Annotated in this window: 14 protein-coding genes; 2 read left to right on the forward strand and 12 right to left on the reverse strand. The window is 65.8% G+C overall.

Annotated elements, in window-relative coordinates; translation table 11 throughout:
* Positions 1–4: 4 nt before the first annotated feature.
* The 12 genes from AC2EAL_RS12025 to AC2EAL_RS12080 all read right to left on the reverse strand — a co-directional run bounded on the left by AC2EAL_RS12025 (position 5) and on the right by AC2EAL_RS12080 (position 17,718).
* The gene (locus tag AC2EAL_RS12025) at positions 5–883 is read right to left on the reverse strand and encodes a carbohydrate ABC transporter permease (RefSeq protein WP_484724453.1); all 879 of its coding nucleotides are present in this window, start codon (positions 881–883) and stop codon (positions 5–7) included.
* Positions 883–1,956, reverse strand: coding sequence for a carbohydrate ABC transporter permease (locus tag AC2EAL_RS12030; RefSeq protein WP_484724454.1), 1,074 nt, complete (start codon positions 1,954–1,956; stop codon positions 883–885). The genes AC2EAL_RS12025 and AC2EAL_RS12030 overlap by 1 nt, the downstream gene beginning before the upstream one ends.
* 104 nt (positions 1,957–2,060) lie before the next feature.
* Positions 2,061–3,311: a sugar ABC transporter substrate-binding protein gene (locus AC2EAL_RS12035; RefSeq protein ID WP_484724455.1), complete on the reverse strand. Its 1,251-nt coding sequence runs from the start codon at positions 3,309–3,311 to the stop codon at positions 2,061–2,063.
* The gene (locus tag AC2EAL_RS12040) at positions 3,308–4,396 is read right to left on the reverse strand and encodes a LacI family DNA-binding transcriptional regulator (RefSeq protein ID WP_484724456.1); all 1,089 of its coding nucleotides are present in this window, start codon (positions 4,394–4,396) and stop codon (positions 3,308–3,310) included. The genes AC2EAL_RS12035 and AC2EAL_RS12040 overlap by 4 nt, the downstream gene beginning before the upstream one ends.
* Before the next feature lie 189 nt (positions 4,397–4,585).
* Positions 4,586–5,137, reverse strand: a complete 552-nt coding sequence (locus tag AC2EAL_RS12045; RefSeq protein WP_484724457.1) for a Hint domain-containing protein — start codon at positions 5,135–5,137, stop codon at positions 4,586–4,588.
* Between the two features lie 422 nt (positions 5,138–5,559).
* Positions 5,560–8,691, reverse strand: coding sequence for an efflux RND transporter permease subunit (locus AC2EAL_RS12050; RefSeq protein ID WP_484724458.1), 3,132 nt, complete (start codon positions 8,689–8,691; stop codon positions 5,560–5,562).
* A 3-nt stretch (positions 8,692–8,694) separates the two neighbouring features.
* Positions 8,695–9,840 (reverse strand): efflux RND transporter periplasmic adaptor subunit, encoded by a 1,146-nt coding sequence (locus AC2EAL_RS12055; protein ID WP_484724459.1) that lies wholly within the window; start codon positions 9,838–9,840, stop codon positions 8,695–8,697.
* Between the two features lie 398 nt (positions 9,841–10,238).
* Entirely contained in the window at positions 10,239–11,885 is a 1,647-nt protein-coding gene (locus AC2EAL_RS12060) for a methyl-accepting chemotaxis protein (protein WP_484724460.1), read from the reverse strand.
* A gap of 71 nt (positions 11,886–11,956) precedes the next feature.
* Positions 11,957–12,253, reverse strand: coding sequence for a hypothetical protein (locus AC2EAL_RS12065; protein WP_484724461.1), 297 nt, complete (start codon positions 12,251–12,253; stop codon positions 11,957–11,959).
* A 411-nt stretch (positions 12,254–12,664) separates the two neighbouring features.
* Positions 12,665–13,453 (reverse strand): SDR family NAD(P)-dependent oxidoreductase, encoded by a 789-nt coding sequence (locus tag AC2EAL_RS12070; RefSeq protein ID WP_484724462.1) that lies wholly within the window; start codon positions 13,451–13,453, stop codon positions 12,665–12,667.
* Positions 13,454–13,473: 20 nt separating this feature from the next.
* Positions 13,474–16,581, reverse strand: coding sequence for an efflux RND transporter permease subunit (locus AC2EAL_RS12075; protein WP_484724463.1), 3,108 nt, complete (start codon positions 16,579–16,581; stop codon positions 13,474–13,476).
* Positions 16,582–16,584: 3 nt separating this feature from the next.
* Positions 16,585–17,718, reverse strand: a complete 1,134-nt coding sequence (locus AC2EAL_RS12080) for an efflux RND transporter periplasmic adaptor subunit (protein ID WP_484724464.1) — start codon at positions 17,716–17,718, stop codon at positions 16,585–16,587.
* 131 nt (positions 17,719–17,849) lie between these two features.
* Here AC2EAL_RS12080 and AC2EAL_RS12085 point away from each other — a divergent pair, with 131 nt between their 5' ends.
* On the forward strand, positions 17,850–18,467 hold the full coding sequence (locus AC2EAL_RS12085; protein WP_484724465.1) for a TetR/AcrR family transcriptional regulator: 618 nt from the start codon (positions 17,850–17,852) through the stop codon (positions 18,465–18,467).
* Between the two features lie 823 nt (positions 18,468–19,290).
* On the forward strand, positions 19,291–21,474 hold a 2,184-nt coding region (locus AC2EAL_RS12090), incomplete at its 3' end, for a calcium-binding protein (RefSeq protein ID WP_484724466.1).

Here is a 21,474-nt window from a genome sequence, read left to right on the forward strand (position 1 = left end):
CTCCTCAGCCCTTCACGCCGGTCGAGGCGATCGACGCGATGAAGGCTTTCTGCAGGTAAAGGTAGAAGGCGAGGACGGGGACCGTGATGAGGCTCAGGTAAGCCATGACCTCGCCCCAGGCGACGTTGAGCTGGAAGAAGTACTGCAGACCGACCATCACCGGGCGGTAGCCTTCTTCCTGCGTGACCATCAGCGGCCAGAGATACTGGTTGTACATCACCAGGAACTTGAGGATCGCGGCGGTGGCCAGGATCGGGCCGGACAGGGGCATGACGATCTTGCGGTAGATCTGCCACCAGGTGGCGCCCTCGACCCTTGCGGCCTCGATCAGTTCGCCCGGCAGGTCCTTGAAGTACTGGACAAACAGGAAAACCGTCAGGCCGTCAGCGATGAAGGGGATGATCTGAACGTGGTAGCTGTTGAGCCAGCCCCAGGTCAGGCCGTCCATCCCCAGCCATGGCAGATGCGCGACCATCAGAAGCATCGGGATTGCGATGGTCTCGAACGGGACGATCAGCGTGGCGAGCAGGATCGCAAGCAACGTGTCGCGCCCGTTCCAGCGGACGAAGACGAAGGCAAAGGCTGCGGCGGAACAGAAAAGCAGTGACAGGACCACCGTGACGCCGGTCACGAGGACCGAGTTGAAGACGAAGGTCGCCACCGGCGCGCGGTCAAAGGCGGCAGAGTAGTTCTGCAGGCTGATGTCACCCACCGGCAGGAAGGCGCGGAGGTTGCCTGAGTCCTGCAGCAGCTGCTGGTCGGGCTTGAGGCTCGACATCAGCATGAAGACCAGCGGGAAGATGAAGATGATCGCGATCAGCACCAGGACGGCGTAGCGGGTCGCCAGCCTGAGACCGCGGTTGTCGGCAGCTATCATGGCCATCAGGTTTTCTCCCGCGTGAGCCAGCGTTGGATGAGCGAGATCGACAGCACGATCACGAACAGGATGACGGAGATCGCCGAGCCGCCCGAGATGTCCTGCTTGCCGTAGCCGCGTTCAACGGCCTGGAAGACAATGGTCTGCGTGCTGTCCAGCGGACCGCCATTGGTCATCACGTCGATTTGCGCGAAAAGCCCGAACGCCTGCATGGTGATGACGATCAGGATCAGGACAGCGGTGTTCCGCAGGCCCGGCCAGGTGATGTAGCGGAAGACCTGCCACTTCGACGCGCCCTCGATGGCGGCGGCCTCGTAGAGGGTGGGGCTGATGGTCTGCAGGCCTGAAAGCCAGATGACCATGTGGAAGCCCACAGCTTGCCAGATCGACATGGCGATGATGGAGCCGAGCGCGGTGGAGGGGTCGCCCAGCCAGTCTATGGGCGGGATCAGGCCAAAGCTGATGGCGCCCAGAAGGTTGTTCAGAAGGCCCGACTGGCCGTCATAGATCAGCCGCCACAACAGCGAGACAACGACGATCGAGACCACGACCGGCATGAAGTAGATCGCACGGAAGACGTTGATGCCCCTAAGGCGCTGGTTGATGAGAAGCGCGAGGCCTAAGGCGAGGCCCGCCTGCACCGGGGCGACGACAAGGACGAAGATGAAGGTGTTGACGATTGCCGTCATGAAGACGACGTCGCGGGCCAGGACGTAGGTCCGGCTCTCGCCACCGAGGGAAAAGCTGAACCACTCCCGCATTCCCTGCAGGTCGGGCCGGTCGGGGTTGTTGCGGGTCAGGGTGCGAAGCGAGGGGTATTCCGGCGCGCCGTCCTTCATCACGATGGCGCCTGTGTCGTCGCGCACCGGCTCCAGCGTCAGGGTCGTGACGCCCAGAAGCTGACGGTAGTTTGCCATGCCGACGAACTCGGCCGCGTTGGGGCTGACGAGGCGTTGGTTGGTGAACGAGAAGTAGAAGGCCAGGAAGAAGGGAAGGATCACGAACCCGGCAATCAGCAGGACCGCGGGTCCCGCCATCAGCCAGCCCGTCCGGTTGGACACGGTGAACTTCGACGCCATGATCGCCTCGATCGCTGCGGGGGAAAGGGCTGGCGGAGGGACCGCCAGCCAAGGCTCTGGGGAGAGCACGGCCCCGAGGTCAGACCCCGGGGCCATACGGGCCTTTAGTGGCCGTAGCCGCCGTTCTTTTCGATGTCGGCGTTGATCTCGTCGACAGCCGCGTCCAGCGTTGCGGCAACGTCAGCCCCGTTGGCGATGTCGGCCAGCGCCTTTTCGAAGACCTTGGCCTGCACGACGTAGCCCGGGGACACCGGACGGACGAGGCCCTGCTTGGCCGAGTAGCCGACGAAGACCGAGAGCGGGCCGCCTGCCTTGTAGTTGTCGACCATCTCGGCCGCCGAGGGGGTCGCCGGGATCAGGCCGATGCCGTTCGAGAAGTCGGCGAGGTACTTGTCCTGCAGCGCGAACTCGATGAAGGCCGCCGCCCCTTCCGGGTGCTTCGAGGTAGCCGAGACGCCGAACTGCCAGGAGGCCGCACCGATCTTCGGGCCAGCGCCAAAGTCGGGCGCGGGCAGGAAGACGGTGTCCTCGAACGCGCCAAGTGCGCCAAGGGCCGCCCAGTTGCCGTTCCACGAGAAGGCATACTTGCCGGCAGCAAAGCCGCCGTCACGGTCAGCCGGGTCCTGCGTCGCCTGGGCATAGCCTTCGGTGAAGAGGGACTGCCACCAATCGCCGAAAGCAATCGCCGCCTCGCCGTTCAGGGCGCCTTCCGCGGTCTTGTAGGTCGAGCGGTCGACGATGTCGCCGCCGAAGGACTGCAGGAAGGGCGAGAAGGCGTAGGGGTACCATTCGCCGGTCCAGGCCATGCCGAGGTCAAGCGCGAATTCCCACTTGCCCGCGGCCTTGGCCTTGGCAAGGGCATCCATGAACTCGTCCTTGGTCCAGGGCTGGTCGACCGTGGGCGTGCGCAGCCCAAGCTCGTCCAGGGTGGACTGGCGGGTCACCAGCGCGACGGCAGCATCCCAGAGGCCGATCGAGTACAGCTCGCCGTTCCAATAGCCCTTGGTGCCGGGCAGGAAGTTCGCGATCTTCGCTTCATCGATCTTCAGGGGCTGCATGTAACCCGCCCAGGCCCAGTTCGGCATGACGGGGCCGTCGACGTCCAGGATGTCCGGCAGGTTGCCCGCCAGCGCGCCGGCGACGACGGAATCGTTGTAGGCCGCCTGCGGGAAGCTTTGCAGTTCCACCTTCCAGTCGGACTGGCTGCCGTTGAAGTCGGCGATGATCTGGTTGATGATCTTGCTTTCGACCTCGTTGCCCGCGCCATGGTACCACATGGTCAGCGTTTCCTGCGCCTGGGCGACCGAGGCCCAGCCCAGGATCGCGGCCGAGGCCGCGATGGTGAACATCTTCATTTGGTTTCCTCCCTGAGGGTTCTGAAAGACACGACGTTCTCGGGACGCACCTCGTTGACCGAGGCACGCCAGTGGACAGGCCCGGCCACCAGGACCGGGCTTTGGTCATCCCGGCCTTCGCCGGAAATCAGTTGCATCAGACGCTCGCCCGCCCGGACACCAAGCGCGTTGTAGGGCAGGTCCACCGTCGTCAGCGGCGGGTAGAGCGTCTCGGCAATGGCGCGATAGTTGTCGAACCCCGCCACGCCGATCTCGTCCGGCATCTTGCGGCCCATCGAGCGCAGGATGCCGTAGACCATCATCGCCATCTGGTCGTTGCCGCAGCACAGGACCGTCGGGGGCTGGTCCAGCCGCAGCATCCGGTCAAGCGTATCCCACAGAAGTTGCGGCCCGGTCTCCGGCTGGTCGAAGTCGACATTCGCCAGCAGGGCAGGATCGAAGGGCAGCCCGGCCTCGGCCAGCGCATCGCGGTAGCCCAGAGGGCGCAGTTTCCCCGCCACCATGTCGGGGCGCAGCGACAGATAGGCGATCCGCCGGTGGCCTGCGGCGATCAGGCGGCGCACCAGTTCGGCCTGCAGGCGCCGGTCATCCGGCACGACCGAGGCGGTTCCGCGCGCATCGAAACAGTTGGCCAGCACCAGCGGCGTATCGTCGGGCAGGCGGGGCAGGTTCACTTCCTGGTGGTATTCGGCGACGTAGATCAGCCCTTCGACGCGGTGCGACAGGAAGGTGTCGATCAGATGCGGCACCCGGTCATTGCGCCCGGCCGTATCGGCGATCATCACCGTCATGCCAGAGGATTCCAGCGCCCGCTGCACCCCTTGAACGATATACAGATCGGGAAGGCCCTGCTGGGTCGAGGGCTGGTTCTTGGTCGAAATCGCCCCGGTGATGAGCCCGATAATCCCGGACTTCTGCGCCCGCATCATCCGCGCCGCGTTCGACCGGACGTAGCCCAGGTCGCGCATGGCCGCCTCGACCGCCTCACGGGTCTTTTCCCCCACGGGGCCGTCCGCGTTCAGCACGCGGCTGACAGTCTTTGGCGACACGCCTGCCAGGCGCGCGACATCATAGATCGTCGACATGCCCGGCCTCCCCCTCCAGACTGTGACATCGGTGTCATGACATCGATGTCATGTGCCGTTGATTCGGTCAAGCCCGTGTTGCGGCGCTGGCGGTGCCGGGGCAGCGCGCTGAATGTCGGACGGTGCAGAAGGGGGGCGCGCGCCCGGGCCGGGCAGCGCGAGGAACCGGAATTCGCAGCGTGGCGGCGGTTAGTCGCGGTCCTGCCAGGGCTGGATGCGCATCCAGATGCCCTCGACCTTGATGATCGTCGGGGCACCGCAGTGGAAACGGTAGTAGGTCAGGCCGGTCGAGAGGGACAGGTCCAGCGTGAAGCGGCTGGACAGGGCCTTGGCCAGCGAGAAGCTGGAGGCGACGTGGGCGTCGGGGCAGACCTCCTGTCCGGGGGAAACCAGAACGTCAGCCTGGGGTCTTCCTTGACCGAAGGCATTGACCGGAATCCGGATCGGCAGCGCACAGGCGTGTTGGCTGAGAAAGTCCTGGTCGAGGTGGATCTTGTCGACCACCTGAACGCTGGCCGAGATGCCCGAGAAGGTCCGCAAGTCATCGCGGGGCCGCAGCGCCTCGATCGGCAGCTCTCCGAACGCCGTGGTGACCCGGGCCTTGCCGATGAAGCCCGGCAGGTTCCAGTCGACCACCTGCCGTAAACCTGCTTCGCGTTCGGCAGGGCGGCGCAGCGTGCTTAATGCGTCGCGTAAGCGGCGGAACTGGTCGAGTTCGAAAATCGTCGCAGAGGTCGTCATAATCTTGAATCCGGCGAATAGGTCTGCGCGCGAAATGGAACGCCGCATGGGATGGTAGCAAGGAACCCAATAAACTCGTTAAATTGTACAGGTTATCCTCCATCGGTAGCATTGCCCGACCGACCCGAGAACCTGTCAGTTTGGACAGGTTTTGTTTTGCAAAGCCGCATAGTAACCACGATTTGTCGGGACCTTGCGTCGGCTTCCTAACCTTACTCATCCGGTGGTTGGGTCGCCCAGCGGCACGTGATTCGCAGCGCTGCACGGCTTGGCCGGGTGATTTCCAACGGTGACGACTGGTCCTGGGCCGTGGACGGGCCGGAATGACGGACGACGTCACCTTCGGACTGCGTCGCGCGCGCACAAGGTGCCCCGGTGGGGGCAGCGGTCCGACTGGGCGGCAGACTTCGGGACCTAAGGGCCTACTCGGCCGGGCGATGGCGGTCTGTCACGCCTGCAAGCTCGGCCCGCAGGAGTTCGGCCTCGGCGGCGCGTGGCCGGGCAAGGCCCGCGAGTAGTAGATAGGCGACCGGGGTCACGTACAGCGTTGCAAGGGTCGCGGCACCCAGGCCACCGACGATGATCCAGCCCAGAACCTCGCGCGCTTCGGCCCCGGCGCCTTCAGCCAGCACCAGCGGCAGCCCGCCGAGGACGGTCGCGACCATGGTCATCATCACGGGGCGCAGACGGACGACCGAAGCCTCCTCAATCGCCGCGCGCACCGTCGCGCCGCGTTCGCGCAACTGGTCGGCGAATTCGACGATCAGGATGCCGTTCTTGGCCATGATCCCGACCAGAAGGACCAGCCCGATCTGCGAATAGACGTTCAAGCTGCCCCCCGTGATCAGCAGCGCAAAGACGGCGCAGGCCAGGCCCAGGGGAACCGTGGCCATGACGATCACCGCCGAGACGAAACTTTCGAACTGTGCCGCGAGGACCAGGAAGACCACGGCAAGCGCGATGGCGAAGGTGACAAAGAGGCCCGAGGAGGTTTCGCCCAGGGTTGCCGCCTCGGCCAGGGGGACCAGCTGCATGTCGTCGCCCAGCATGTCGCCTGCCATCGCCTGCAGTTCTGCCAAGGCCGCGCCGAGGGGCAGGTCGGGGGTCAGCGAGGCCGTCAGGGGCACCGCGCGACGCTGCGCCTCACGCCCCAGGTCAGGGGCGACGGCGCGTTCGGTCAGCGTGGCGAATGAGGAGACCGGCACCATCCGACCGTCGCGGGCGGTGACGAAGGTCCGCTCCAGATCGCCGGGATCGTTCACCGGGTCAGAGGTCGAGACGAGGCGGATGTCGTAGCTGTCGTCATCCAGGAACAGGGTCCCCACGGTGCGGCCGTCCAGCACCGCCTGGAACGCCTCGCCCAGCCCGTCGATGTCGACCCCCAGATCCTCGGCCCGGGCGCGGTCGATCTCGACGAACAGCTGCGGCTGGGTGGTGTCATAGCCGAGGCGCACCTGGCCAAAGCGCGGGTCCTGTTCCATCTGGTCGACCAGGCTGCGGGCCACCTCGGCCAGACGGTCATAGTCGTCGCCGACCAGGGCCACCGACAGCCCCTGTCCCGCGCCCCGGATCCCCAGCGAATTCGGCTGGATCGCGAAGGTCCGCACGCCGATCACCTCGCGCAGGGCGGAGTTGAGCTCGGCCGCGATGTCCTGCTGGCTGCGGGCCCGGTTGGCCCAGTCGGCAAGCGTCACCACGATGAAACCGCGGTTGTCCGACCCGCCCATACCGGCAATGGCAAAGACGCTGCGGACCTCGCCCGAGGCGCGCAGCGGTTCAACCAGCGCCTCGATTTCGCGCATCTTGCCGTCGGTATAGTCGAGCGATGCGCCCTGCGGGGCCTGCACCGAGACCAGAATGACACCGCGATCCTCGGGCGGGGTCAGTTCCTGCCGAAGCGAGCCGTAACTTGCCGCCGCAAGCGCCGCGAACAGGGCCGCCACGGTGACCGAGACGATGGGGGCCGCCAGGCACAGGCGCAGCGTATAGGCATAGGCACGGGAGAGCAGGTCGCCGACCCGGGTCATGATCCCGCGCCGGTCCACATGCGGCTTCAGCATCCGCGCGGCCAGCACCGGGCATAACGTCAGCGCGGTGACCGAGGACAAGAGGACGGCAATCGCCAGGGTAAAGCCGAACTCGCGGAACAGCCCGCCGGTCTGGCCGGGCAGGAAGGACAGCGGCACGAAGACCGCAGCAAGGGTGGTGGTCGTGGCGAGGACCGCGAAGAACACCTGCTTGGTCCCCAGCACGGCCGCAGCCCTGGCCCCCATGCCCTCCGACCTGCGGCGCACGATGTTTTCCAGGACGACGATGGCGTCGTCGACCACAAGGCCCGTCGCCAGCACCAGCGCCAGAAGCGTGATGATGTTGATGGAAAACCCGACCAGCCAGATCGCCGCCAGCGTGCCGATCAGGGACACCGGCATCGCGATCACCGGGATCAGCGTCGCGCGCGCGTCGCGCAGGAAGAGGAAGATCACTGCTGTCACGATCAGCACCGACAGCCCGAGCGCGACCTCGACCTCGTGCATCGCGCCTTCGATGAAGACGGCGCTGTCCGAGGTGACGTACATCTGGACGTCGTCGGGCAGCAGCGGCTGGAGGTCGGCCACCACCTGCCGTACCGCCTCCGAGATCGCCAGCGCGTTGCCGTTTGCCTGCCGGATGATCCCAAGGCCAATGCCGGTCTGGCCGTTCGCGCGCAGGATCGAGGCGCCCGGTTCGGGCCCAAGCGTCACCTGCGCGACATCGCCCACCCGCACGTCGCCGGAAATCGTCAGCGCCTCGATCTGTTCTGCGGTGCTGATGGCGGCAGAGGTGCGCACCTGCAGGCTTTGCCGGTCGGAACTCAACGCGCCCGCCGGGCTTTCGAAGGCGGCGTTGCCAAGGACCGCGCGCAGGTCGGCCAGCGACAGGCCGCGCGACGCCAGCTGCATCAGGTTCACATCTACCCGGAACGCCAGGTCCCGGTCGCCGAAAATCTGCAGGTCGGCCACCCCCGGCGCGGCCAGAAGGCGGCTTTCGGCCAGGTCGCGGACCAGCGTCGTCAACTCGTCCGCCGTCAGCCGTGACGAGGTGAGCGCAATCCTGAGGATCGCGTCGGAATCGGCGTCGGACTTGACCACGCGCGGCGTCTCGGCCGTGTCGGGCAGGGCGTTTGCCACCCGCGCCACTGCCTCGCGCAGGTCGGTCGCGGCAACGTCCAGGTCGACATCGTCGCGGAATTCCACCGTGACCCGGCTGGACCCGAAGCGGGAGGAGGACGAGATCGACTTCACCCCCGCGACCCGGCTGACCGCGCCTTCCACCACCGCCGTCACCTCCCGGTCGACCGCTTCGGGCGCGGCACCGGGGAACGAGGTCGAGACCGAAACGACCGGCCGGTCGACGGCCGGCAGTTCGCGGACATCGACGCCGAGGAGGCCCGCAAGGCCTGCGATCACGATCAGCGCGTTCAGCACGAAGGCCAGGATCGGCCGGCGGATGAACAGCGCGGTGCCGTGGGTTCCGGCTGTGGGATCGGCGGAATACGGGGCCGCGTCAGGCTGCATCGGTCAGCTCCTGGGCGCGGTGACGGTGACATCCGCACCGGGCCGCAGGGACTGGACGCCTTCGGTCACCACAAGGTCGGACGGCTGGAAGTCTGCCTCGACCAGGACGGTCCCGGCGTTGCGCTGCAGGATGCGGATCGGCAGACGCGTGGCCTTGGCATCGCGCACGACCCAGACGAAGGCCCCCTCTGCCCCCCACTGGATCGCCAGCGGGTCGACCGCGGGATGCGCCGCGCCGGTGTAGGTCAGGGTGATCTGGAACGCCATTCCGGCGCGAAAGCGATCCTCGGCATTCCCGATGGAGGCCTGCACGCGCAGGGTGCGGCTGGCCTCGTCCACCCGGTTGTCGACCGCGACGATCCGGCCTTCGATGGCCTCCCCCGGCGAAGACACGGGTGTCGCCTGCACCACCACGCCCGCCGCAATCCGTGCGGCCAGACGCTCGGGCACGCGAAACTCCAGGATCAGGGCAGAGCGATCCTCGATCCGGGTGATCGGGGTCGAGGGCGAGACCAGGTCACCGATCTGCGCCTCGACCAGCCCGACATAGCCGGCAATCGGGGCCAGCAGGCGGTGATTGGCCAGGTCGCGCTCGGCCGATTGCAGCGACAGCTCGGCGGTGCGCAGGTTCAGTTCGGCTTCCTGCTTCTGCAGGTCCGTGGTCGCACCCGAGGCGGAGAGCTGCGCCAGCCGATCCGCCGTCCGCTGGGCGTCGGACAGGACCAGACGTGCCTGCTCGACACGCAGGCTGGCGGCTTCGGCATCAAGCTCGGCGATCAGGTCACCGGCAGTCACCCGGCTGCCCGGGGCTGCGACCATGGATTGCAGGCGCCCGGTTACCTCGAACGACAGTTCGACCGCCTGAACGCCGCGCGCCGAGCCAATTGCCGAGACCACATCCTGCAGCCGTTCGGTCTGGACCTCGGTCGCGATCACCGGCACCCCACCGGCGCCCGACCCCGGCCGTTGGCCGCCGGGACTGGCCGCCTCTTCGGCAGGTCCGGACGGAACCACCCCCGCCGCCTCCAGCGGGCGGAGAAGACCGACCTGGTCCAGCCAGGGCCGGGTGCCGGGGACCAGCCAGGCCGACAGCGGCACCGTGACCGCGATGATCACTGCCACGATCGCAAGCTGGGGGACTACCTTCATCTTGTCGGCCTGCTTTCGCTCATGGTCCCTGGCATCCCACAAAGCTGCAACACCTTGTCGAAATTACAAGCCAACAAGTACTTGATCTGTGCTTGAGCCGAAATTGCCTTTGTCAGGCAGCCCGCCCGAGCCGCTGAACCCAAAGCGCGTTATCCGTTCCCGCGTGTCGCGGTTCCGGTGCCCCATGCTTGTCCCATTGATCGGGACATGCGCTGGCTGCCGTGTTCGGATGCTTGGCGCGGGTCCATCGTCCATAGCCTGAGTGCAGTCTGTCCGGGTCCACCCCGTGATCGCCGGTGATGGGGTTTCTCCTCCTCCTCCTCCAGGATGTCGTCAGACGCAGGCGCCAAATCTGCGGCACACGCCGGGATTGGCCACCTGCGCCCGGGGTACAGCCGCTAGGCTGCAGCCCTCGCTTTGGTGCCGGTCGCGGTGCCGGACGCCTTGGCCACCCGGAAGCGATCGACCATGGCCATCATGTCGTCGGTTGCCGTGTCCAGGGAATGACAGGCAGAGGAGGTCTCGACCAGCATGTGTGCATTCTGCTGGGTGACGGTATCGAGCCCCTGCACGGCAGACGAAATCTCGGCCAGGGAATGCGATTGCGCGGTGGCGGAACTGGCGATGACGGCAACCCGTTCGGCCGCCACGGCAACGCTTTCGGTGATGGCAGACAGGACGGTGCCGGTTTGCCCGACCAGGCCAACACCCTCTGCAACCTGCTTGCTGGCTTCCAATACGACCGACGAGATTTCTTTGGCTGCATCCGCGCATCTTTGCGCCAGCGCCCTGACTTCCGAGGCCACCACCGCGAACCCCCGTCCCGCATCGCCGGCACGGGCGGCCTCGACGCCCGCGTTCAGCGCAAGCAGGTTGGTCTGGAACGCCACCTCGTCGATGACCGCGTTGATCCGGTCGATCTTCTGCGAGCTTTCCGCAATGCGGCGCATCGCTTCGATGGCCTTGTCGACGACCTCGGCACCCTTCACAGCCTCGTCACGCGCCTTGGCCGTCCCTTTCGCGGCTTCCAGTGCAACCTGTGCCGACTGCTTCACCGCGGTCGTCAGCTCGGTCATCGCGGCCGAGGCTTCTTCAAGCGTTGCCGCCTGGCGTTCGGTGCGCTTGGCCAGATTGTCGGCCGCGATCCCGATCGCCGATGCTTCGGACTGCACGCGGGTCGACATCTCGGCGACCTGACCGATTGCTGATCGAAGACGTTCCACGGCGGCGTTGAAATCGCTGCGCAGGGTTTCGTATTCCGGCGGGAAGCTGGACCCGATCTCGACGGTAAGGTCGCCATCCGACAACCGTGCGAGCGCCGCCTTCAGCGCATCCACGATGGCGTTCTGCTGATGCAGCGTCTCTGCCCGACGTTCGGACTCCTTGGCCTCAAGCGCCCGGGCGGCCTGATGGGCGGCTTCGGCGCGCGCGCTTTCCTGCGAGATGCGCTCCTGCGCCGCCTCGGCCGTTTTCTTCAGGGTCTCCGCGCTCTGGCGTTCCGTTTCGGCAAACTGGCGCGCGGCTTCGGCCTTGCCCAGCATGTCGGCCGCCATCTCGCGTGCCAGGGTAAGCTCACGCTCCCGCTCGACCGCCTGGGCCTGCATCCGGGTGCGGATCAGGACGGAAAAGATCAGGGCGGCGCTTTCCGCGGCGACGATCGCCCCGTGGAGCAGGGTTCGGGCGATGTTTTCCCAGACTTCGAACGAGGGATAGATGAGCGACGGCACGAAAAGGCTGACCGAGAGGTGATGGACGACGATCACGCCGGTCGCGACAAGGATGGCCTTGGCGTCGACCAGGAGGACGAGCGCGGCAAGCGCCGCGAAGAAGGTCATGTGCATGTCCACTTGCCAGGGATGCCCCGCCAGCGCGCCGGTAATGGCGATGGCCTGGCCAATGATGGCGATCCCGGCACCGTAGCGGGCATTCTGGGCATCCAGGCGCAGGCTGGCCCAGCCAAGCGCGATGAAGGCCGCAGACAGGCCGGGCGCCACGACAAGGCTGGTCCCGGCCAGCCATGACGCCAGCAGGATGATCGGCAGCATGCAGGTGGAAGCCAGAACCAGACCGCGGCATGCGGTTGCCTGGCTGTTACGGAATGCATCGGTCATGTCGGTCATACCTCTAGATTGCATAAGTTAGCCACCAGCGCGCCATCGCGGACGCCCAGAGCTCCTGCGCGCAGGAGATGTTGGGGAAAGCCCGGGTTGTCGCTGTAGGCAAGCACCGCAAGGGGCGCTGAATCCGGCCCGACGATCTGACCCCCGGCCATCGAGACGACCCTTTCGGCATCGAGCCAGGGCGGGACGAAGACGATGACCGGCATCCCGTCCCGTGGCGGTGCTGCAATGAGCGCGCCAAGGGGGGCCAGAAGGATCAGCGCAAGAGTTGCGAGGGCAAGTCGAAAGTTCATGTCGTCCCCGGGTGCACGCCCCAGACTTCCCCTCGGCTTCCTAATTTTCCGTTGACGCCCTGGCAGCGGGTTCCGACAATTTGAACTGCTGCCCTGGACCGTCACCGGCCCTTGTCGCATCCAGCTGACGCAACTCCGGACCGATCCGCGGCCGCATCAAAGCGCCAAGTCCGTGACAAGCCCGGTGAGCCCCGACCCTGAACGTCCGGCTGATCTTCCGACTTTCCGGTGCCCAGCCGTTGACCCCGGTCACTGCCCGTTTTGCGTGTTCACCAAACCGGCGACAGGGAAACTGGCAGAGGGAATGGGCCTGCTATTCAACCTTCTGCAGTTCAAAGAAAGATTGCTAACAAATGCCAAAGCTTCCCTTCGGCAGTCGCGAGGGTAGCTTGGCATTGTCGCGGACGTGCCTTACTTCTTTGGACGCATGCCAGTCATGATCTGCCCAAGGATCCTGACACGGCCCCAACGCGGAAGCATCGCCAAAGACCACCCCAAGACTTTGGCCAGTGGTCCAGGGCGAACCGTACCGCCTGAGCGCAAGCTTTTGAGAGCTACCTTTGCCACGGTCGCGGGGTCTTCCGCCCTCGTCATGTGCATCCCGGCCCGAGCACCGAAGCCGGTCTGAACCGGACCTGGGGCAACCGACAGCACGGTGATACCTGCCGGTCGCAGCTCGACGGCTAGCCCTTCTGCAAAAGCTTGAACGAACCCCTTTGTCGCCGCATAGGTCGCCGCGCGCGGCACACCTTGAAATCCCACGACTGAGCTGAACATGACGATGCCGCCTTTGCCCCGGCCCTTCATCCTGGCCGCGAGGTCGTGGGTTAGCGTGACAAGAGACCGGCAGTTGACGTCGACCATATTCGCCTCTTCCCTCGGGTCCAGGTCCAGGAAGTCGCCCAATGAGCCGAAGCCAGCGGCGGCGACGAAGAGGCCAATGGGAATGTCCCATGTCCGGTTGAGGAGTGCAGCAGTGGCGGCAGGGTCCGCCAGGTCTGTGGCGATGACTGTGGCGTGTATCCCGTAGGCTGTGGAAAGCTCTGCTGCGATCGTCTGCAAGAGAGCTTCGCGGCGCGCCACAAGGACCAAGTCAAACCCCTGGACGGCCAAGGCTTCGGCGAAAGCGCGGCCTATACCGTCGCTTGCGCCGGTGATGAGTGCGGCGGGACCGAAACGGTCCCTGAACAAATTCGGCATGGCGGACCTCTGCGATAGAGTCATTCGGCTGCCAGCAGAAGCGGAGGCTCTACTGAGGCCGGACGGGTTTCAGACTGCTTGGCCGGCGTTCCGCGTCGAACCCGGAACCAGGCGGCATAGAGCGCGGGGAGGAAGAAGAGGGTCAGCACGGTGGCCACGATCAGCCCGCCCATGATCGCCATCGCCATCGGGCCCCAGAAGACTGACCGGGCAAGCGGGATCATCGCCAGGATCGCCGCCAGCGCTGTCAGCACCACGGGACGCGCCCGCCGCACGGTGCTTTCGACGATGGCATCCCAGGGGGTGGCACCGGCGGCAAGGTCGTGGTCGATCTGGTCCACCAGGATCACCGTGTTGCGCATGATCATTCCCGCCAGCGCAATGACGCCAAGAAGCGCCACGAAGCCGAAGGGTGCGTTAAAGACGAGGAGGGCGGCCACCGCCCCGATTGCCCCCAGGGGGGCGGTCAGGAAGACGAGGAAAAGCTTCGAGAAGCTGCGGAGTTGCAGCATGAGAAGCGACAGCATCACCACGAACATCAGCGGGAAGACCTTGAACAGCGCCGCATTGGCCTTGGCGCTTTCCTCGACCGCGCCGCCGGTCTCGATCCGGTAGCCCGGGGGCAGGGCGTCGATGATCGGCTGCAGTGCGGGCAGGATTTCCGCCGTCACGGTCGGGGCCTGGACGCCAGCCACCACATCGGCGCGCACGGTCAGCGCCATGTCGCGGTTCCTCCGCCAGAGGATCGGCTCTTCGAACCCGTACGAGATTTCGGCGACCTGCGACAAAGGCACGGCGGCCCCGGTCGGCAAAAGGACCGTCAGGTCCGACAGGCGCGAGGGATCGGCGCGTTCTTCATCCGGGGTGCGGACGACGACGTCGATCAGTTCCGTCCCGTCGCGGAATTCGCTGACCGTGACGCCGGACAAGAGCGTCTGCAGCGTGTTCGACACCGCCGCAGTGTTCAGCCCGAGCGCACGGATGCGGTCCTGGTCAAGGCGCAGCTGCAGCGTCTTTGCCTGTTCGTTCCAGTCGAACTGCGGCTCGATGGTGTTCGGGTTGGCGACCATCACGTCGCGCACGTCCGCTGCAATCCTCCGCACTTCGGCCGGGTCGGGGCCGACAACGCGGAACTGGACCGGAAAGCCAACGGGCGGGCCAAAGACGATCTGGTCCACCCGGATGCGTGCTTCGGGCACCGCACCGGCTGCAACCGCCGCCTCGATCTTTGCGCGCAGCCGGTCGCGGGCTTCGGCATCCCTCGCCTGGATCACGGTCAGCGCGAAGGAGGGGTTCGGCAGCGCCGGGTTCAGCGCGAAGAAGAACCGCGGCGCGCCTGCGCCGACATAGGTCGAGGAATGGACCACGTCCGGATCGCCCGCGACCAGCGCCTCGGCCTCCAGCGCGGCCTTGGCGGTCGCCTCGATCGAGGAGCCTTCGGGCATCCGCGTCTCGATGAACAATTCGCCCCGGGCCGAGTTGGGGAAGAACTGCTGCTGCACGAACCCCATGCCGATGCCGGTGGCCATCAGGGCCGCGACAGTCGCCCCGATCACCCACCAGCGGGCCTGCAGCGATGCGGTCACCCCGGCACGCAAGGCACGGTAGAGGCGGCTGTCATAGCTTGCGTGATGCGCCCCGGGCTTCGGCGCCGGCAAGAGCTTCATCCCCAGGTAGGGCGTTGCGATGACGGCCACGAACCAGGACACGATCAGCGCGATGCCGACGACCCAGAAGATGTTGCCCGCATACTCTCCGCTCGTCGATTGCGCGAGGCCAACCGGCAGGAACCCCGCCGCCGTCACCAGCGTGCCCGTCAGCATCGGGAACGCGGTCGAGGACCAGGCGGCCGAGGCGGCGGCGATGCGGTCGTAACCCTGTTCGATCTTCACCACCATCATCTCGACCGCGATGATCGCGTCATCGACCAGCAGCCCCAGAGCGATGATGAGGGCGCCCAGCGTGATCCGGTCGAAGTTCATCCCCCAGGCCTGCATGGCGGTGAACACAACAGCGAGCACGATGGGCACCGACAAAGCGACGACGATGCCGGTCCGCCAGCCGAGCGTGACGAAGGATACGACCAGGACGATCACAAGCGCTTCGATGAAGGTGGTGATGAATTCGTCAAAGGCATGGGTCACGATGTCGGCCTGGTCCGAGGCCTGGGTGACGCTGACCCCCAGCGGCAGGTCGGCGCGGAAGGCTTCGACCTCGGCATTCAGGCGGCGGCCAAGCTCGACGACGTTCGCGCCCTCGGCCATGGCGACGCCCACACCGACGGTCGGCTGGCCGTTGAAGAAGGCCAGGTAGTCGGCCGGGTCCTCGTAGCCGCGCTTCACCTCGGCGATGTCGCCCAGGCGGATCACAGACTGCCCCGCCTGAACCGGCAGGTCGCGGAGCGCGGCCAGGCTGTTCAGATCACCGCTGACCCGGACCTGGACGTCGTCCGCCGAGGTCTGGATCGCCCCTGCCGCCGTCATCGCGTTCTGCTGTCCGATGGCATCGAAGATCGCCTGCGGCGAGATCCCCAGTGTCGCCAGGCGGCGGTGGCTGATCTCGACATAGACGCGCTCGTCCACCTCGCCGATCAGCGCGACCTTGGCGGCATCATCCACGGCCAAGAGCCGGGTCCGCAGCCGTTCGGCATAGGCCTTGAGGTCGGCGCGGGTCAGGCCGTCGCCGGTCACCATGTAGATGGCAGAAAACACGTCGCCGTATTCGTCGTTGAAGAACGGCCCGATCAGGCCCTGCGGCAGGCTGGGGCGCAGATCGCCCACCTTCTTGCGGACCTGGTACCAGACCTCCTTGGCCTCTTGCCGGACCGAATCCTTCAGCTGCACCTGCAGGACCGTCGCACCAGCGCGTGAGAAGGTGCGGACGTAGTCGAGTTCCGGCAGTTCCTGGATGCGCTTTTCAATGGGTTCGGCAACCAGGTCCTGCATCTCTTCCGCCGTGGCGCCGGGCCAGACGGCGGTCACGACCATTGTCTTGATCGTGAAGGTCGGGTCTTCGGCGCGGCCCAGGTTCACATAGGCCAGCGCGCCTGCGGCAAGGGCGATGATGATGGCAAAGAGCGTGACGGCCGGGTTGGTGACGGCGAGGCGCGAGAGGTTGAGGTTGCGCATGGCTCAGCTTTCCGGGGCCTGGTAGGTTTCGACAATCCGTACCGGGCGCGCCGGGTCGACCTTGTGCGCGCCAAGGCTGACGATGCGGTCGCCCTCGGCCAGAGGCCCTCGGATCAAGGCGACCTCGGCGCCGATGGAGACGACTTCGACCGCCACTTTCTCGACCTTGGTCCCGGCCGCATCCAGCCGCCAGACCGAGGCGCCGGTCCCGTCGTTGACCACGGCAGCCAGCGGCACCGGCGCGGCAGGTGCCTCATCGGACAGCTTGACCGACACGGTCACCGTCCGCCCCAGCACCGTCTGCGCATCCGGTGCAATCAGTGTCATCCGCACGCGGTAGGTTCGTCCGGCAGGGTCCACATCCGGCGAGATGTCGCGCAGCGTCAACGCGTAGGCCGGACCCGAAACTCCCCAAAGGGTCGCCTCGGCGGTCCCGGCGGCAAAGCCTGCCCGGTCCTGTTCCGGCAGGGCGAAGACCGCGTCGATCTCGCCCGTCTGGGCCAGCGAGACAATGGGTTGGCCTGCCGCCACGACGGCGCCCGCATCCGCAGGGGTCGCCGTCACGATGCCGTCGGCATCCGCGCGCAGCTGCGTGTAGTCGAGTTTGTTGCGCGACAACTCCAGCGCCCGTTCTGCCCGGTCCCTGCGTGCAACCGCCTGCGCCGCGCCGCTGACCGCCCGGTCCAGGGCCGCTTGCGCCACATGGCCCTCACGGAACAGCTTTTCGCTGCGTGCCTTCTCGGCCAAGGCCCGCTCCAGATCGACGCGGGCTGCCTCGACCTCGGCCGCGGCAAGGTCCAGCTCCAGCCGGATATCCGTGTCATCCAGCCGCGCGATCACCTCTCCGGGCGCGACGCGGTCGCCAACCTCGACCAGCCGCTCGACCAGCTTGCCGGGCAGGCGGAAGCCCAGGGCCACCTCGTGATGCGGGCGCAGCGTGCCGGTGTAGCTGGCCGTGCGGATAGCAGTCGCAAAGCTGATCTCGGTCACCCGGACCGGCTGCGCCGGGCGCTCGGTCGCGGCAATGGGGGGCTCGGCGGTCGGGGGCAGCACGACCTGGGCTGCGGCCAGTCCGGCCAGCGACAGGACACCGAAGGCCAACACCCCCCACACGCGTTTTCCGGTTGCCTTTGCCATGTCGCCCTCCGGATGATTCTTGCAAAGTTAGTGGCGCTAACTTATGTAAGTGACGCTTACTTGGCAAGCCCTGTTGCATTGCGGGGCCAAATCGCCGCTAATCCAGGAGGCCCGAGGGGTCGCAAGGAACCATGAACGACGCTGCCACCCGTACCAGCTATCACCACGGCGACCTGCGCGCGCAGTTGATCGCCGCCGTGCGCGAGCTGGTCGAAGCGCATGGGCCGGACGACTTTTCCGTGGCCGAGGCCGCGCGTCGCGCCGGGGTCAGTTCCGCCGCGCCCTACAAGCACTTCAAGGATCGCCCCGAACTTCTGCGCGCGGTCGCGAGCGAAGGAATGGATGTCCTGAAGCGGGACATGACCGAAGCCGCAAGCCGGCATCCGCGCGGGTCGGTCGAGGCGGTGGCCGCCATTGGTCAGGCCTATGTTGACTTCGCACGCCAGGGGCCGGGGGTCTTCCGGCTGGTCTTCGGCCTGACCGAAGGGCACGAGGAGGACGCCGAGCTGCAGGGCAAGGGCATGGGCTGCTTTGCCGTCGTCCTGCAGGCGGTTGCAGCAGTTCTGGGGCTGGCACCGGACGCGCCCGACGTGCAGGCCCGGGCCTACGCGCTCTGGAGCTGCGTCCACGGACATTCGTTCCTGACCATCGACCGCAAGACATTGGGCAAGGTCGACGTGCCAGAGGAATGGGGCTTTCTGATGCAGGTCAGCCGGTCGATCCTGGGTGCGCCAATGCAAGGGCCCTAAGTCCGGGACATGCTCTTGAGAACGCTATCGCAAGGGCATGTGAAAGATGGGACGGTCCCGATTGCAACCTTCTCCGCCTGTATGGCATTGATATTGTTTGGCTGATTTCGGACTTGCGCGCTTTGGGCGGCGCTTGGCCCGGTGCTCGCGCAGCAGTTCCTCATAGTTTCGCGGTAACGGCGTAGAGCATCACCGCCGGTCGGATGTTCACGGGGCTGGCCTTGAAGCAGCGGAAACCCGTCCCAAGGGTGCCCTTCCGTTAGGTTGAGCTTCGATACCACGAGGTTGGCACATTGCGATGCCGCTGGGGTAAGGGAAGCCTTCAACCCATCTCCATTTGCAGGAAGTCGATTCCGGTTAGCTGACATTGGCCCTGCAATCAGGCCCTCTGCCTTTGGGCAACCAAAGACCTTTCTAGAACAAATACGGGCGAGAACCCCACAAGGTCTGCCTTCTGTCGCTGCGGCGGGCTGAAGGTTCATGTGTGGGCGGTGTCCACAGCGGAACACGGTCGGAGTTGACGGTACATTAAGCACTTTTCGCCAAAAAATGGCTCCGGAGACGCAACTGCAAACGAGCCAAAGCACCGATGGTCCTCGCTGGAAAATGCCATCCCGCCGTCCTTGGGCAACTATCCAACTTTCGCTGGTCCGGTCTCGTCTCTTGCCTGCGACGGATGACCCGAGTCGCGCCTTGCAACCAGGCATCGACAACAACTGAACTTTGCACCGTCCGATCAGAAACGGGGACAGTGCCTGGGAAACTGTCTGACGAAAACGTCGCCGGCCTGACCAGCATCCTTTCGGACATTGAGGCTTAGGCAATGTCGACGTCTTTCGAAGTCATCTTTATCGGCACCCTCGCGAAGATCGATACGACCCAGGGAAACGAGACTGTCGAGAACGCCGCAGGAATTCTTGGAACCTACGGACCTTCAACGACACCACTCAGCAGTCAAGTACGCACGCTTTCAGCAAACGATACGAGCGAAGACGACAACTCCACCTATGATCTCGACAATGGCGGCGGGTATGACTCGTTCCGGATCAACGGCGGGGCCGTCCAGAATTTCGATGCCTCAGCGGTTTACAACGCGACGATAACCTACGTCGACGGAACGACGGCCAACATCACGGCCGTGGTGTTCCAGGATGTGAATGGAAACACATACCTGGCCCCCGAAGAGACCGCCAATGCCGACCAGGCAGCACTGACAGCCAAACCGATCCAGGCGCTGACACTGAACAGTGTATCGTCCAACACGGGCGACATGCTTGCAAGTCGTGTGGCCGGGGACTTCATCTCCTCGGTCGATGGGACCGCCGGTGCCGATACGATGAATGTCGGCTATACGGACGCGCAAGGCGACAAGATCACGACCGGCAACGACTTCGTCGCTGCCGGCGGCGGGAACGATTCCGTTTCGACGGGCGATGGGCGCGATACGGTCCTTGGCGGGGATGGCAACGACACCATCACCGGCGGCAATGGCGAGGACTCCGTCGATGGTGGGGCCGGGGATGACCGCATCGGCGACTGGAGCACGGACGGCGGAAACGACACCTTCCGGGGTGGGGCAGGCAATGATGAGATCATCGGAAGCGGCCAGAACGACCTGATCTACGGCGACGACGGCAACGACTCCATTTCCGGCGGTGCAGGCGACGACAGCGCGTATGGCGGGGCGGGCAACGACACCGCCGTCGTCACCGAAGACCACAACAGCGACCTCTATGACTTGGGCGAGACCGCCGGTGACTGGGACACCATGTGGTTCGGCAACTATCTCGGAACCAACGGGGTCAACGTCACCTTTACCGGCAACGACGCCGGAAACTACAGCTATGCAGGAGGTGCGACTGGCTCCTTTACCGGGGCCGAGCAGATCAACACCACAGTCTATGCCGACACGATCAACGCCGGGTCCGACACGGACGGTGTGATGGTCTTCAGCGGCGGTGGTGCCGACAGCATTGCCGGAGGAACGGGCAATGACAGCCTGTTTGGCGATGCAGGCGACGACACGATCCGCGGCGGCGCCGGCGGGGACCAGATCTATGCAGGGGCCGACAATGACAGCGTTCAGGGCGACGCGGGCAGCGACACGATCCTGGGCGGCGACGGGAACGACAGCGCCTATGGCGGGTCAGAGGCGGACAGCATTCTCGGCGAGGCCGGGGATGACCTTCTGACCGGCGAAGGGGGCAATGACACGCTATATGGCGGGATCGGCAACGATCTGATGCTGGGCGGGACCGAGGCCGACCTCCTCTACGGCGGCGACGACGCGGATGTGCAGCTGGGCGAAGCGGGCTCGGACACCCTGTTCGGCGGGGCAGGCGAAGACTTCCTGGCCGGTGGTGCCGACGCCGACAGCATCCTCGGCGAGGCTGGTGCCGACTATCTGACCGGCGAAGCGGGCAACGACACGCTCTACGGCGGGGTTGGGAGCGACACGCTGTACGGCGGCACGGAAGCCGACCGGCTGTATGGCGATGATGCCAACGACCTGCTGTACGGCGATGCGGGCCTGGATACGCTGTTCGGCGGGCTTGGCGACGACACGCTACTTGGCGGGGTCGAGGCCGACAGCCTGTCCGGCGACGACGGCAATGACCTCCTGTATGGCGAGGACGGGCTCGACACGCTTCTGGGCGGGGCGGGGAACGACACGCTGTCTGGCGGCGGCGATGCCGACAGCATCAACGGCGGGCTGGGATCGGACCTTCTGTACGGGGATGCGGGGCTCGACACGCTCAGCACCGGCGGGGGCGAGGATACCGTCTATGGCGGGGGCGATGCCGACAGCATCCTGGGCGAGGATGGCAACGACCGGCTTTATGGCGACGCCGGCACCGACACCTTGCTGGGTGGGCTGGGCAATGACCAGCTCTTCGGCGGGACCGAGGCGGACAGTCTGTCCGGCGACGGCGGCAACGACCTGCTCGACGGCGGCAGCAACTTTGACACGCTTGTCGGCGGCGATGGCAACGACACGCTCTATGCC

This window comes from Tabrizicola sp. T74, from assembly GCF_057219935.1.

What these genes read in the sequence shown, in the direction of transcription:
- AC2EAL_RS12085 (WP_484724465.1), top strand. Translation starts at nt 17,850, where the DNA reads ATGAACGACGCTGCCACCCGTACCAGCTATCACCACGGCGACCTGCGC.
- AC2EAL_RS12040 (WP_484724456.1), bottom strand. Translation starts at nt 4,396, where the DNA reads ATGTCGACGATCTATGATGTCGCGCGCCTGGCAGGCGTGTCGCCAAAG.
- AC2EAL_RS12060 (WP_484724460.1), bottom strand. Translation starts at nt 11,885, where the DNA reads ATGCTGCCGATCATCCTGCTGGCGTCATGGCTGGCCGGGACCAGCCTT.
- AC2EAL_RS12055 (WP_484724459.1), bottom strand. Translation starts at nt 9,840, where the DNA reads ATGAAGGTAGTCCCCCAGCTTGCGATCGTGGCAGTGATCATCGCGGTC.
- AC2EAL_RS12035 (WP_484724455.1), bottom strand. Translation starts at nt 3,311, where the DNA reads ATGAAGATGTTCACCATCGCGGCCTCGGCCGCGATCCTGGGCTGGGCC.
- AC2EAL_RS12025 (WP_484724453.1), bottom strand. Translation starts at nt 883, where the DNA reads ATGGCCATGATAGCTGCCGACAACCGCGGTCTCAGGCTGGCGACCCGC.
- AC2EAL_RS12045 (WP_484724457.1), bottom strand. Translation starts at nt 5,137, where the DNA reads ATGACGACCTCTGCGACGATTTTCGAACTCGACCAGTTCCGCCGCTTA.
- AC2EAL_RS12075 (WP_484724463.1), bottom strand. Translation starts at nt 16,581, where the DNA reads ATGCGCAACCTCAACCTCTCGCGCCTCGCCGTCACCAACCCGGCCGTC.
- AC2EAL_RS12080 (WP_484724464.1), bottom strand. Translation starts at nt 17,718, where the DNA reads ATGGCAAAGGCAACCGGAAAACGCGTGTGGGGGGTGTTGGCCTTCGGT.
- AC2EAL_RS12030 (WP_484724454.1), bottom strand. Translation starts at nt 1,956, where the DNA reads ATGGCGTCGAAGTTCACCGTGTCCAACCGGACGGGCTGGCTGATGGCG.
- AC2EAL_RS12070 (WP_484724462.1), bottom strand. Translation starts at nt 13,453, where the DNA reads ATGCCGAATTTGTTCAGGGACCGTTTCGGTCCCGCCGCACTCATCACC.
- AC2EAL_RS12065 (WP_484724461.1), bottom strand. Translation starts at nt 12,253, where the DNA reads ATGAACTTTCGACTTGCCCTCGCAACTCTTGCGCTGATCCTTCTGGCC.
- AC2EAL_RS12050 (WP_484724458.1), bottom strand. Translation starts at nt 8,691, where the DNA reads ATGCAGCCTGACGCGGCCCCGTATTCCGCCGATCCCACAGCCGGAACC.